Origin of the sequence: Caballeronia sp. LZ033 (assembly GCF_031451265.1) — a bacterium.
Classification (GTDB): domain Bacteria; phylum Pseudomonadota; class Gammaproteobacteria; order Burkholderiales; family Burkholderiaceae; genus Caballeronia.
In genome coordinates, this window is record NZ_JARUXQ010000001.1 from 1,335,162 (window position 1) to 1,347,881 (window position 12,720).

The 12,720-nt window shown below is 58.9% G+C and carries 8 protein-coding genes and 1 pseudogene; all 9 read left to right on the forward strand.

What is annotated here, in order from left to right:
• Positions 1-61 precede the first annotated feature (61 nt).
• A complete protein-coding gene (gene guaB, locus QCE62_RS06100) occupies positions 62-1,522 on the forward strand; it encodes an IMP dehydrogenase (RefSeq protein WP_309915511.1) in 1,461 nt (486 codons plus the stop codon).
• A 52-nt stretch (positions 1,523-1,574) separates the two neighbouring features.
• Positions 1,575-2,417 (forward strand): hypothetical protein, encoded by an 843-nt coding sequence (locus QCE62_RS06105; protein ID WP_309915515.1) that lies wholly within the window; start codon positions 1,575-1,577, stop codon positions 2,415-2,417.
• Positions 2,418-2,604: 187 nt separating this feature from the next.
• Complete coding sequence (gene guaA, locus QCE62_RS06110) at positions 2,605-4,188, forward strand: glutamine-hydrolyzing GMP synthase (RefSeq protein ID WP_309808098.1); 1,584 nt, start codon at positions 2,605-2,607, stop codon at positions 4,186-4,188.
• A gap of 224 nt (positions 4,189-4,412) precedes the next feature.
• On the forward strand, positions 4,413-4,604 hold the full coding sequence (locus QCE62_RS06115) for a transcriptional regulator (RefSeq protein ID WP_309915518.1): 192 nt from the start codon (positions 4,413-4,415) through the stop codon (positions 4,602-4,604).
• A gap of 109 nt (positions 4,605-4,713) precedes the next feature.
• The gene (hsdR, locus tag QCE62_RS06120) at positions 4,714-7,104 is read left to right on the forward strand and encodes an EcoAI/FtnUII family type I restriction enzme subunit R (RefSeq protein WP_309915521.1); all 2,391 of its coding nucleotides are present in this window, start codon (positions 4,714-4,716) and stop codon (positions 7,102-7,104) included.
• A 25-nt stretch (positions 7,105-7,129) separates the two neighbouring features.
• Positions 7,130-8,608: a class I SAM-dependent DNA methyltransferase gene (locus QCE62_RS06125; protein ID WP_309915524.1), complete on the forward strand. Its 1,479-nt coding sequence runs from the start codon at positions 7,130-7,132 to the stop codon at positions 8,606-8,608.
• Positions 8,605-9,645, forward strand: coding sequence for a PDDEXK nuclease domain-containing protein (locus QCE62_RS06130; RefSeq protein WP_309915527.1), 1,041 nt, complete (start codon positions 8,605-8,607; stop codon positions 9,643-9,645). Before QCE62_RS06125 ends, QCE62_RS06130 begins: the two co-directional genes overlap by 4 nt.
• Positions 9,638-12,018 (forward strand): annotated as a pseudogene (locus tag QCE62_RS06135) (restriction endonuclease subunit S). Before QCE62_RS06130 ends, QCE62_RS06135 begins: the two are co-directional and overlap by 8 nt.
• 178 nt (positions 12,019-12,196) lie before the next feature.
• Entirely contained in the window at positions 12,197-12,355 is a 159-nt protein-coding gene (locus tag QCE62_RS06140) for a hypothetical protein (protein ID WP_309915531.1), read from the forward strand.
• Positions 12,356-12,720 lie beyond the last annotated feature (365 nt).

The window sequence follows — 12,720 nt, forward strand, 5'->3', positions numbered from 1 at the left end:
CGGACAGTGAAAACCCGGAGAACTATCGGTATAATCTGCTTTTGCGCCCATAGGATTTGCCATGCGTCTGATCCAGAAAGCACTCACGTTCGATGACGTGCTCCTCGTGCCCGCCTTCTCCAGCGTTCTCCCGCGCGACACCAGTCTGAAATCCCAGCTGACTCGCAACATCTCCCTGAACATGCCTCTCGTGTCCGCCGCCATGGACACGGTCACCGAAGGCCGGCTCGCCATTGCCATGGCGCAGCTGGGCGGCATCGGCATCGTCCACAAGAACCTCACCGCCAAGGAACAGGCGCGCGAAGTCGCCAAGGTGAAGCGTTTCGAGTCCGGCGTCGTACGCGATCCGATCACCGTGCCGCCGCAAATGCGCGTGCGCGATGTCATCGCGCTGACGCAGCAACATGGCATCTCGGGCTTTCCGGTGGTCGAGGGCGCGCAGCTGATCGGCATCGTGACGAACCGGGACTTGCGCTTCGAAGAGCGCATGGACGAGCCGGTGCGCACCATCATGACGCCGCGCGAGCGGCTCGTGACGGTCAAGGAAGGCACCTCGCTCGCCGAGGCCAAGGCGCTGATGCACAGCCACCGTCTGGAGCGCGTGCTGGTCGTCAACGACGCGTTCGAACTGCGCGGCCTGATGACCGTGAAGGACATCACGAAGCAGACCGAGAATCCGGACGCGTGCAAGGACGAAGACGGCAAGCTGCGCGTGGGCGCGGCAGTGGGCGTCGGTCCGGACAATGAAGAACGCGTCGATGCGCTGGCGCAGGCGGGCGTCGACGTGATCGTCGTCGATACCGCGCACGGTCACAGCCAGGGCGTGCTGGAGCGCGTGCGCTGGGTCAAGCAGAACTATCCGCATGTGCAGGTGATCGGCGGCAATATCGCAACGGCGGCGGCCGCCAAGGCGCTCGTCGAGTACGGCGCGGACGCGGTCAAGGTCGGCATCGGCCCGGGCTCGATCTGCACGACGCGGATCGTCGCGGGCGTCGGCGTGCCGCAGATCACGGCCATCGCCAATGTGTCGGAAGCGCTGCGCGGCAGCGGCGTGCCGGTCATCGCGGACGGCGGCGTGCGCTTCTCGGGCGACGTCTCCAAGGCGCTGGCAGCGGGCGCGAACGTTGTCATGATGGGCAGCATGCTGGCGGGCACCGAGGAATCCCCGGGCGACGTCTTCCTGTATCAGGGCCGTCAGTACAAGGCGTATCGCGGCATGGGTTCGGTCGGCGCGATGAAGGACGGCGCGGCGGACCGCTACTTCCAGGACAATTCGGCGAACATCGACAAGCTCGTGCCGGAAGGCATCGAAGGCCGCGTGGCCTACAAGGGCTCGGTCAACGCCATCCTGTTCCAGATCGTCGGCGGCGTGCGCGCGAGCATGGGCTATTGCGGTTGCAGCACCATCACGGAAATGCACGAGAAGGCGGAGTTCGTGCAGATCACCGCGGCGGGCATGCGCGAATCGCATGTGCACGACGTGCAGATCACGAAGGAAGCGCCCAACTATCACGTCGATTGAGCGTCGCCGTTCCGTGGCCTCGCGCTTGTTCGTCAACTGACCTGGACTGCCCATGAAACCGTTGCTGCGCGTCGTACTGGTCATCAATGCCCTGATCTTCCTGGCGTTCGGCCTGTTGTTCCTGCTGACGCCATGGGCGGGCCTGTACGGCGCGTTGCAGCTCGATGCCATCCGTGTGCAGCCCGCATTCGCCGGGCAGTTGCTCGGGGTGGCGCTGATCGGCCTCGCATGGCTCGCGTTCCACGCGGCCGTCGACGGCGCGTTGACCGCGCGGGCGGCGCGCGTCTCGGGGCACGTGCAATGGCTGTCGGGCGTCGTGGTGCTGGTCTGGCTGCTCGGATTGAAGATGCCGCAGGTCGACAGCTTCGGACAGATGAGCGCGGCGGTGGTCGGTGTCGTGCTCGTGGTGCTCGGGTTCGGCAGCGTGAGACTGTCGTCGGCGGTGCGCCGGCGCGAGCGCGCCGCGCAGGCGGGCGCCGCTTCGGCGCAACGTGCCGAAAAGCGGGCGGCGAAAACACGCGACGAGGTCGTGACGCCCGTGGCGCCGGTTCCCGTTGCGGTACCGCCGGATACGGCAGTGCGCCCTTCGGCGCGGGCGCCCGAGGCGACCGGCATCGATCCCGTCAGCGGCCGCATGGTGGAGCCGTCGGGCCGTCCGCTCGATGGCGGCGCCGTGGATCCCGCAACCGGCGCGACACTCGATCCCGTCACGGGCCGCAAGCTCGATCCGGTCAGCGGACACGAGATCGACGCTGCGACCGGAAGGCGCATCGAGCCGGAGATCAGCGGCGGGATCGATCCGGCGACCGGCCGGCGGCTGGATCCGCTTGATCCGCTTGATCCACGTGATCCGCTCGTTCCGCGCACGGGTCCGGCAAGCGGAGCGCCGCGCTGAACGCGCGCACTTCCCGGGCCGGCGCCGTCGCGAAGCAGGCGGGGCGCGGGTGGCAACAGGACATACCAGCACGGTCGGCCAGGGCGCCGGCCGTCGATTCATTTGCGAACACTTCGCTGGCGGCGCGCGCACGAGGGCGGGCCGGCAGCATCGACAACCATCGTTCTTTTAGCCTTTGGCCGCAGCCATGCACGACAAAATCCTGATTCTCGATTTCGGCTCTCAAGTCACCCAGCTGATCGCGCGGCGTATCCGCGAATCGCACGTCTACTCGGAGATTCATCCGTACGACGTCGATGAAACCTTCATCCGCGAATTCGCACCGAAGGGCATCATTTTGTCGGGCGGCCCGAATTCGGTCACCGAGGCGAAGTCGCCGCGCGCGCCGCAGATCGTCTTCGATCTGGGTGTGCCGGTGCTCGGCATCTGCTATGGCATGCAGACCATGGCAGATCAACTGGGCGGCAAGGTCGAGCTCGGCAATGTGCGCGAGTTCGGCTATGCGGAAGTGCAGGCGCTGAACCACACGGGCTTCCTCGAAGGCATCGAGGACTTCAAGGCCGAGAAGGGCGACTCCATGCTGAAGGTGTGGATGAGCCACGGCGACAAGGTCGTGGATCTGCCGGCGGGTTTCAAGCTGATGGCCTCGACGCCGTCATGCCCGATCGCCGCCATGGCCGACGACGACCGCCGCTTTTACGGCCTGCAATGGCATCCGGAAGTGACGCACACGGTGCAGGGCCGCGCGATGCTCGACCGCTTCGTGCTGGAGCTGTGCGGCGCGAATCCCGACTGGGAGATGGGGCATTACATCGACGAAGCGGTCGAGAAGATTCGCGCGCAGGTGGGCAACGAGAAGGTGATTCTCGGGCTGTCGGGCGGCGTGGATTCATCGGTGGCGGCGGCGCTGCTGCATCGCGCGATCGGCGACCAGCTGACCTGCGTGTTCGTCGATCATGGCCTGCTGCGCCAGAACGAGGCCGAGCAGGTGATGTCGACGTTCGCGGATCACCTCGGCGTGAAGGTCATCCACGTCGATGCCAGCGAAGTCTTCCTGCAGAAGCTCGCCGGCGTGACGGACCCGGAGGCGAAGCGCAAGATCATCGGCGCGGAGTTCGTCGAAGTGTTTCACGCGGAATCCGACAAGCTCACCGATGCACGCTGGCTCGCGCAGGGCACGATCTATCCGGACGTGATCGAATCTGCGGGCAAGGGCAAGAAGGGCGCGCACACCATCAAGAGCCACCACAACGTGGGCGGCTTGCCGGAGACGCTGAACCTCAAGCTGCTCGAGCCGCTGCGCGAACTGTTCAAGGACGAAGTGCGCGAACTCGGCGTGAAGCTGGGCTTGCCGCCCGCGATGGTGTATCGCCATCCGTTCCCGGGTCCGGGTCTGGGTGTGCGCATTCTCGGCGAGGTGAAGCGGGAGTTCGCGGATCTGCTGCGCCGCGCGGATGCGATTTTTATCGAGACGCTTCGGACGACCATCGACAAGGAAACGGGCAAGTCGTGGTACGACCTGACGAGCCAGGCGTTTGCGGTATTTCTGCCGGTGAAGAGCGTCGGCGTGATGGGCGATGGACGCACGTATGAGTATGTGGTCGCGCTGCGTGCCGTGCAGACGCTGGATTTCATGACCGCGCACTGGGCGCATCTGCCGCATGAACTGCTCGGGCATGTGAGCAATCGCATCATCAATGAGGTGCGGGGGATCAATCGCGTGGTGTACGACATTTCGGGGAAGCCGCCGGCGACGATTGAGTGGGAGTGAAATCAGGTCCTTCGGGGACTATCGCCGGCTATCGGAAAGTAAGTCAACGTGTTGGTTTAAAAGAAAATATGTCGTTGAACCTATCGGCGGCTATCGCTGGCCGGCACAACAGTTGGCGGTAGGCCTGCGGCAAAATCGAGGCCGGACAGGGGAGCGAGTCGCCGCAAGTTTGGTTTCCCTCTCTGTCGTCGCTTGCCGCAGCCCTTTCGGACGACAACCTTCGTTTGCTGCGCCTGATCCATGAGAGACAGCCGAAGTCACTGACGGAACTGGTCGAACTCAGCGGCCGCAAGGTTCCGAGCCTGTCGTGCACTCTGAAGAAGATGGCCGATTACGGACCGGTTTCGCTGCAACGCGATGTTCGAGACGTTCAGCCCGCCGCATTGGCAACTGAATTTGTGATCGTGTTGCATTGAGTGTCATGGTCAAAGAGGATGACATCCTTGTGCCGGTCACAAGATGGAGTGTTGAGCGTCGAACGACAGGCAGCCAAGGGGGAAGTCAGCATGGGAGCAACCACGTTCTATGAATAAGCAGACACTCAGCGAACGCGATATCTGCACCAAGTTCATCACGCCGGCCCTGGAAAAATCCGGATGGGATGTTCTGACCCAAGTGCGCGAAGAGTTCCTGTTGACCAAGGGGCGCATCATCGTGCGCGGCAAATTGCACACACGCGGCCAGCACAAGCGCGCCGACTATGTGCTGTTCCACAAGCCCAACCTGCCCATTGCTGTCGTCGAAGCCAAGGACAACAAGCATGCCATCGGCTCGGGCATGCAACAGGCCCTCGGCTATGCCGAAATGCTACAAGTGCCTTTCGCATTCAGCAGCAATGGAGATGGCTTCCTGTTCCACAACAAGATTGCCAAGGACGGCATTATTGAGCGCGAATTCAGCCTGGATGAGTTCCCCAGTGCCAATACGCTGTGGCAGTGGTGGGCAGAGCATCAGGGGCTAAACACGCAGCAACAGGCCCTGGTGGCCCAAGACTACTACAGCGACGGCAGCAACAAGACGCCCCGTTACTACCAGTTGCTCGCTATCAACAAAACCATCGAGGCGATTGCCAAAGAGCAGAAGCGCATTCTGCTGGTGATGGCCACGGGCACAGGCAAGACCTATACCGCCTTCCAGATCATCTGGCGGTTGTGGAAGTCGCGTGCCAAGAAACGCATCCTGTTCCTGGCGGACCGCAACATCCTGGTCAATCAGACCATGACCAACGACTTCAAGCCGTTTGGTGCGGCAATGACCAAGATCCAAAAGCGGCAGGCCAACAAGTCGTATGAGATCTACCTGTCGCTTTACCAGGCCGTCACCGGTAACGAAGAAGAACGGAACATCTACAAGCAGTTCAGCCCGGAATTCTTCGATCTGATCGTGATCGACGAATGCCACCGAGGCAGCGCCGCTGAAGATTCGGCTTGGCGCGAGATCCTGACGTATTTCCATTCCGCCACACAGATTGGCCTGACCGCCACGCCCAAGGAAACCAAGGACGTATCCAACATCGACTACTTCGGCGAGCCCATCTACACCTACTCGCTACGCCAGGGCATCGCCGACGGCTTTCTCGCACCCTACAAGGTGGTGCGCATCGACCTGGACAAGGACCTGGCCGGCTGGCGTCCCGACAAGGGTATGCTTGACAAGCACGGCAACGAGATCGAAGACCGCATCTACAATCAGCGTGATTTTGACAAGACGCTGGTACTGGAACAGCGCACGCACGTGGTGGCGCGCAAGATCAGTGAATACCTGAAAGCCAGCAACCGCTTCGACAAGACCATCGTCTTCTGCGACAACATCGACCATGCCGAACGCATGCGCCAGGCGCTGGTCAACGAAAACGCCGACCTGGTGGCGCAGAACCACCGCTATGTCGTGCGCATCACCGGCGACAACGAAGAAGGCAAGATGGAGCTGGATAACTTCATCTTCCCGGAAAGCAAATACCCCGTCATCGCGACCACCTCCAAGCTGATGACCACGGGCGTCGATGCCCAGACCTGCAAGCTCATCGTGCTGGATCAACGCATCCGGTCCATGACCGAATTCAAGCAGATCATCGGTCGAGGAACGCGCATCAACGAGGACTTCGACAAGTACTGGTTCACCATACTCGATTTCAAGAAAGCGACCGAACTGTTCGCCGATCCGGCTTTCGACGGCGATCCCGTGCAAATCTATGAGCCAAGCCCTGGCGAGCCACCGCTTCCTCCAGATGAAGAAGATGGGGAGGCGTCGCCTGACGACGAATTCACTTATCCGATGCCGGACGACAACCCTACGTCCCCCGGCGGTGTAGCCGAACCGCTGCTAGGTGAGGAAGGCAGCAGCGTGCGCCGTTACGTTGTCGCCAACGTCGAGGTCAAGGTGGTGGCCGAGCGGGTGCAGTACTTTGACGCCAACGGCAAGCTGATCACCGAGTCCCTGAAGGACTACACCCGCAATACCCTGGTCAAGGAGTTCTCGTCGCTCGACGATTTCCTGCGCCATTGGAGCAAGGCCGAGAAGAAGCAGGCCATCATCGACGAGCTGGCCCATCAGGGGATCTTCTTTGAGGCCTTGGCCGACGAGGTGGACAAGCAATCCGGCAAGGATTTCGACCCTTTCGATCTGCTGTGCCACGTGGCCTGGGATCAACCCCCACTCACGCGCAAGGAGCGGGCCGAACATGTCAAGAAGCGCCACTACTTCGCCAAATACGGCGAGCAAGCGCAGAAGGTACTCGAAGCCCTGCTCGACAAGTATGCCGACGAAGGTGTGGCCGCCATCGAGGAAACGCAAATCCTCGCCATCGCCCCCTTCAACCGCCTAGGCACACCGATCGAACTGATACGTGCCTTTGGCGGGAAGACGCAATACCAACAGGCCGTGGGGGAGCTCGAACGAGAGCTCTACCGTGCCTGACCAGAACTAGACCCAGGAAGTATTCATGTCACTTGCAACTCTTATCAAATCCATCCAGGACATCATGCGCAAGGATGTCGGCGTCGATGGAGACGCTCAGCGCATCAGCCAGATCTGCTGGCTGTTGTTCCTGAAGATCTTTGACGACAAGGAACAGGAGTGGGAGCTCACCCAGTCCAGCTACCGCTCACCGCTGCAAAGCCGTTTTCGCTGGAGCAACTGGGCCAAGGATGCGGAAGGCATGACCGGTGAAGAGCTGATCGACTTCGTCAACAACGACCTCTTTCCTTCCTTGAAACAGCTTGCCACCAAGGCGGGTGTGTCCGCGCAAGGCCGGGTGATCGGCGCGGTCTTCGAGGATGCCTACAACTACATGAAGTCGGGCACTCTGCTGCGTCAGGTGATCAACGCCATTGAAGAGGACGTGGATTTCAACTCATCCAGCGACCGGCACCTGTTCAACGATATCTACGAGAAGATCCTCGCCGACCTCCAGTCGGCCGGCAACGCTGGCGAGTACTACACTCCGCGCGCAGTCACGCAGTTCATGGTCGATATTCTTGACCCGAAACTCGGCGAGAGCATCCTCGACCCGGCGTGCGGCACGGGCGGCTTCCTGACCTGCGCCATCGAGCACCTCAAGAGGCGCGTCAAGACGCCCGATGACAACCGGCTGTTGCAAGAGGACGTCCATGGCGTCGAGAAGAAGCCCCTGCCGCACATGCTGGCCATGACCAACATGATGCTGCACGGCATCGACGTGCCTAGCCGGATCCGCCACGACAACACGCTTTCTCGCTCGTTCAAGGACTATGGTCCGCGCGACCGGGTGGACATCATCATCACCAACCCACCATTCGGTGGCATGGAAGAGGATGGCATCGAAAAGAATTTCCTCGCCAAGCATCAAACCCGCGAGACCGCCGATCTGTTCATGGCGTTGATCATGCACCTGCTCAGGCACGACACGGGCCGTGCCGCTGTGGTGCTGCCGGATGGCTTCCTGTTCGGCGAGGGGGTGAAAACCACGCTCAAGCGCGAACTACTGGAAGAGTTCAACCTGCACACTATCGTGCGCCTGCCCAAAGGCGTGTTCGCCCCCTACACCAGCATCGCCACCAACATCCTGTTCTTCGAGAAGGGCGGTTCCACTAAGGACGTATGGTTCTTCGAGCATCCCTATCCGGATGGCTACAAGAGCTATTCGCGTTCCAAGCCGCTGACCATTGATGAGTTCGACCGCGAGAAAGCCTGGTGGGGCGGCCCGCAACGCAAGGGGCGCAAGACCACGCAGCATGCCTGGAAGGTCTCTGCCAAGGATCTGGCTGCTCGCAACTACAACCTGGACTGCAAGAACCCGCACGAAGTGGCTGTCGAACTGGGTGATCCGGACGAACTGATGGCCGAATACCAGGACATCACCCGCCAGTTGCAGGTTGCCCAGCAAGCGCTGAAAGCCAAACTGCTGGCCGCGCTCAAGGCCACCAGCGGGGAGGCGGAATGAGCGACAAGCCCGTGTCTCTCGTTACAGCCCCGGAAGGCTATGCCAACTGGTTGGGCGAGCTGAAGAATCGCATCCACAGTGCCCAGCAGCGAGCCGCGCTGGCCGTTAACCGCGAACTGGTGCAGCTCTACTGGCAGATCGGCCGTGACATTCTGCAACGACAGGCCGAGCAAGGCTGGGGGGCCAAGGTCATCGAGCGGCTGGCGCACGACCTCAGGACAGCCTTTCCCGAGATGAAGGGCTTTTCCCGCGCCAATCTGATGTACATGCGTTCCTTCGCCGACGCCTGGCCTGATGCGGCAATTGTCCAACAGGCTGTTGGACAATTGCCCTGGGGCCACAATCTCGTGCTGCTGGCCAAGCTGAAGCAGCCAGAACAACGCTTGGCCTACGCCCAGCGTGCCGTGGAATGCGGCTGGTCGCGCGCCACGCTGGAGATCCATATTGAAACCCGCCTGCTGGAACGAGAAGGTCAGGCAATCACCAACTTCGCCGACCGTCTCCCCGCGCCGGGAACCGATCTGGCTCGGCAAGCCCTCAAGGATCCCTACCTGTTCGACTTCCTGGATATCGGCCAGGAAGCCAACGAGCGGGAAATCGAATCAGCGCTGGTCAGGCACATCACCCAGTTCTTGTTGGAATTGGGCGCGGGTTTCGCCTTCGTCGGTCGTCAGGTCCATCTGGAAGTGGGGGGTGATGACTTCTACATCGACCTGTTGTTCTACCACCTCAAGCTGCGCTGCTACGTGGTCATCGAGCTGAAAGCCGAAAAGTTTAAACCGGAACACCTTGGTCAGTTGAGCTTCTACCTCACCGCCGTGGATATGCAGGTCAAGGCCGAACAGGACAATCCCACCATCGGTCTGTTGCTGTGCAAGAGCAAGAATACCGTGGTGGCTGAATACGCATTGCGCGACAAGGCCCAGCCAATTGGCGTTGCGGAATATCAATTGATCGAATCTCTACCCGAAGAATTTCAAACCAGTCTGCCCAGCATCGAACAGATCGAACGCGAACTGGGAGGCGAACATGAATAAGCACACCGCCCAACTACTGGAAAAGCATTTCGACACTGCCTTTGCCGCACCTGATGGCATCAAGAAACTGCGCGAGCTGATTCTGACATTGGCTATGCAGGGCAAGCTGGTGCCGCAAGATCCGAGCGAGCAGCCCGCAAAGGAATTGCTGAAAGAGGTTGAAGCCGAGAAACAGCGGCTGGTGAAGGAGGGCAAGATCAAGAAGCCCAAGCCGTTGTCACCGGTGATGAAAGAGGAGAAGCCTTATACGCTGCCGCATGGGTGGGGTGGGCTCGACTCGGTGCTATCGGTAATGTATTCAACGGCAATAGCATCAATGCCGAAGAAAAGCAATCGAAATATGCTGGGGCGGATGGATTGCCCTATATCGCCACTAAAGATGTTGGCTACGGGTTCGATCTGCTGTGTTACAGCAATGGAATCTACATACCCATTGGCGAAAACAAATTCAGGATCGCCCACGAAGGCGCGGTGCTAATTTGCGCTGAAGGTGGTAGTGCCGGCAAGAAGTGCGGCCTGACTGACCGCGACATCTGCTTTGGTAATAAACTTTTCGCGAATGAACTACATGGGAAGATTCCATCTCGATTTATCCTTTATTTCTATTTGTCACCAATCTTTCGTGCATCGTTTTTAATTGTAACGAGTGGAATCATCGGCGGCGTATCCATTGCAAAGTTTGTTGAAATACCAATCCCTCTTCCTCCACGGGCAGAGCAACATCGCATCGTCGCAAAAATTGATGAACTGATGGCTCGCTGTGATGAACTGGAAGAACTACACACAGCACAGCAGGAAGCGCGTCTGAGTGCCCATGCAGCAGCCATCAAGCAACTGCTGAACATGGCCGAACCAGATCAGCATCAGGTGGCTCAGGCCTTCATCGCCGAGCATTTCGACGAGCTCTATACCGTCAAGGAAAACGTCTCGGAACTGCGCAAAGCTATGCTGGAACTGGCTGTTATAGGAAAGCTCACTAAACGCAGCAAAGATGACGGCGCCGTAAGCGAACTTTTGGAGAAGATTGCGTCTGAGCGGCTGTGTCTAAGAAATCGTGGCGCAACCTCAAAGCGAATGGAATTAATTAATCTAGGTTATTCAATCCCAGGGCATTGGTCCACATTACGCCTAGAGGAAATTTTGATGTTCGGTCCGACCAATGGGTATTCACCCAAGGCCGTTGATTATGAAACCAATGTTAAGTCATTAACGTTGAGCGCAACAACATCTGGCATCTTCAAGGGTGAGCACTCGAAGTTTATTGCCGAAGAAATTCCCGTCGACTCAGAGCTCTGGTTGCAGGAGGGAGATATCCTCGTGCAGCGCGGAAATACGCTTCAATACGTTGGTGTTCCAGCGATCTATCGCGGAGAGCGGAATACATACATTTATCCAGACTTGATGATGAAGCTGCGTGTTTCTGCTGAGATTAATAGGGAATATATTTGTTTTGTAATGAGCTGCGCTTCGAGTCGAGATTATCTTCGTGATCGAGCATCCGGCACATCCGGGACAATGCCGAAAATAAATCAGAAAACATTGAACAGTCTACCGATTCCAATACCGCCACTAGAGGAGCAGCATCGCATCGTCAGAAAAATCGACGAACTTATGGCCCTATGTGACTCACTAGAGCAGCAGATCGACGCCAACACCAGCAAGCAGGCAGAGTTGCTCAGTGCTCTGATTCGTACGCAATCGCGTGGCAATACAGTGGAAGAACACCAGCGAGCATCGTTTTCAAAAGCCCAAGTCATTGACCTGGCTACCTACCGTGCGAGCATCGGCTGCTATACGTTCAACAAACTCGCGAATGCCCAATACTTCGGTCGAACTGCTGCCGCCAAGATGATGTACCTGGCGCAAGCGCATATTGGCCTGGATCTAGATCTGAAGCCTGAACGTCAAGCTGCCGGGCCACTGGATACCTGGATTTATGATTTCGAGCGGGAAGGTCAAGACAGACGCTGGTTCGAGGTCAATGAAAAGACCTTGGCCAACGGCAGGAGAAAGACGGAGTACCGCTGCTTATCGGCGTTGTCGGAGGCCGCAGCGAGAGCCGAAGCCCTGATGTTGCCCGGCCAGAAAACTGAATTTGACCGCTTGATCTACGCCTTGGCAGACAAGACGACCGAAGAAGTCGAAATCATCGCCACGCTTTTTGCGGTTTGGAACGATTTTCTGATCGTCGGTGGTCAACCGACGGATGCGCAGATCATTGCCGATTTCCGCGAAAACTGGCACGAACGCAAAACACGCTTCACCCCAACTGAGCTCGGCCGATGGCTTGATTGGCTACGCAGAGAGCACATCATTCCTCAAGGACTGCCACCAAGGACCGTACAGCAATCGAGATTAGCTTTCGATTATTGACGATTTTTGAGCAGCCGAATCGCTACCCGCTGACGGCCGCTGGAAGCGGGGAGGGCTGCAGGGGGGCATTCTTGTCTCAGATCCGGCCGAAATCTCTACTTACTTATGGCTCTGATATCGGGGCAGGTCAGGTGCTGGATCAAGGCTATAGCTACATGGAAGCCGTCGGCATCATCCTGTGCAAAGAGAAGAAGCGCACCATCGTCGAATCGCGCTGTGCGATGCGCGCAAGCGCATCGGCCTGGCGACCTACGAAATTGCCAAGACGATCGCGAAGAAGCTGAAGGATCACGTATCATCGCCCAAAGCCATTGCTCGGTTGCTGGAATATATTTGAGGATCGAGCACGTCAGGCGGCTCCCAAGGAATACGGCTGAAGTGCTGTCTGAAGCTAGGTATGACGGGCGCTGATTGATGATATGCCGATACCACGCAAACCGCGCCAGCAACGGGTATGCTTTTCTAACGGTAAGAGCGACGGTAAAGGCTTTTTTCGATCTTAGCCAAACCCTTTAACCATGCAGGGTTGGGCGGGTTGTTGATGATCAAGTGGGAGTGAGGACCGAGCTCGCTCGGTGCATGCAGTTGCTTGCGCCGAGCTTGTCCGCACCTGTGGTATGACCGAGTCGGCCCGCGTGAAGACTCCAGAGCCCGCCAAGTGCGGGTTTTTTTGTGACGGCGGTTTGTTGATGGCTGATTGAT

Excerpts from the sequence above, each read along its gene's own strand:
- guaB (WP_309915511.1), top strand. The coding sequence starts at position 62 with ATGCGTCTGATCCAGAAAGCACTCACGTTCGATGACGTGCTCCTCGTG.
- QCE62_RS06105 (WP_309915515.1), top strand. The coding sequence starts at position 1,575 with ATGAAACCGTTGCTGCGCGTCGTACTGGTCATCAATGCCCTGATCTTC.
- guaA (WP_309808098.1), top strand. The coding sequence starts at position 2,605 with ATGCACGACAAAATCCTGATTCTCGATTTCGGCTCTCAAGTCACCCAG.
- hsdR (WP_309915521.1), top strand. The coding sequence starts at position 4,714 with ATGAATAAGCAGACACTCAGCGAACGCGATATCTGCACCAAGTTCATC.
- QCE62_RS06125 (WP_309915524.1), top strand. The coding sequence starts at position 7,130 with ATGTCACTTGCAACTCTTATCAAATCCATCCAGGACATCATGCGCAAG.
- QCE62_RS06130 (WP_309915527.1), top strand. The coding sequence starts at position 8,605 with ATGAGCGACAAGCCCGTGTCTCTCGTTACAGCCCCGGAAGGCTATGCC.